This window comes from Streptomyces sp. NPDC005393, from assembly GCF_040606675.1.
Lineage (GTDB): Bacteria > Actinomycetota > Actinomycetes > Streptomycetales > Streptomycetaceae > Streptomyces.
Genome location: NZ_JBEXFG010000152.1, coordinates 1 through 1021 on the forward strand (window position 1 = coordinate 1; position 1021 = coordinate 1021).

Consider the following 1021-nt stretch of genomic DNA (forward strand, 5'->3'; position numbering starts at 1 on the left):
AAGCCTAAATATTCCCTGGTGACCGATAGCGGATAGTACCGTGAGGGAATGGTGAAAAGTACCGCGGGAGCGGAGTGAAATAGTACCTGAAACCGTGTGCCTACAAGCCGTGGGAGCGTCGCGCATCAAGCTTGCTTGGTGCGTCGTGACTGCGTGCCTTTTGAAGAATGAGCCTGCGAGTTTGCGGTGTGTTGCGAGGTTAACCCGTGTGGGGAAGCCGTAGCGAAAGCGAGTCCGAACAGGGCGATTCAGTAGCGCGCTCAAGACCCGAAGCGGAGTGATCTAGCCATGGGCAGGTTGAAGCGGAGGTAAGACTTCGTGGAGGACCGAACCCACCAGGGTTGAAAACCTGGGGGATGACCTGTGGTTAGGGGTGAAAGGCCAATCAAACTCCGTGATAGCTGGTTCTCCCCGAAATGCATTTAGGTGCAGCGTCGTGTGTTTCTTGCCGGAGGTAGAGCACTGGATAGGCGATGGGCCCTACCGGGTTACTGACCTTAGCCAAACTCCGAATGCCGGTAAGTGAGAGCGCGGCAGTGAGACTGTGGGGGATAAGCTCCATGGTCGAGAGGGAAACAGCCCAGAGCATCGACTAAGGCCCCTAAGCGTACGCTAAGTGGGAAAGGATGTGGAGTCGCAGAGACAACCAGGAGGTTGGCTTAGAAGCAGCCACCCTTGAAAGAGTGCGTAATAGCTCACTGGTCAAGTGATTCCGCGCCGACAATGTAGCGGGGCTCAAGCGTACCGCCGAAGTCGTGTCATTGCAGCACAAGGCCCAACGGCCGCTGTGATGGGTAGGGGAGCGTCGTGTGCCGGGTGAAGCAGCCGCGGAAGCGAGTTGTGGACGGTTCACGAGTGAGAATGCAGGCATGAGTAGCGATACACACGTGGGAAACGTGTGCGCCGATTGACTAAGGGTTCCTGGGTCAAGCTGATCTGCCCAGGGTAAGTCGGGACCTAAGGCGAGGCCGACAGGCGTAGTCGATGGACAACCGGTTGATATTCCGGTACCCGCTTTGAA

Annotated in this window: 1 rRNA gene; it reads left to right on the top strand. The window is 56.9% G+C overall.

Annotated elements, in window-relative coordinates:
• Window positions 1-1021, top strand: a 23S ribosomal RNA gene (locus tag ABZS71_RS35695); the annotation flags it as partial.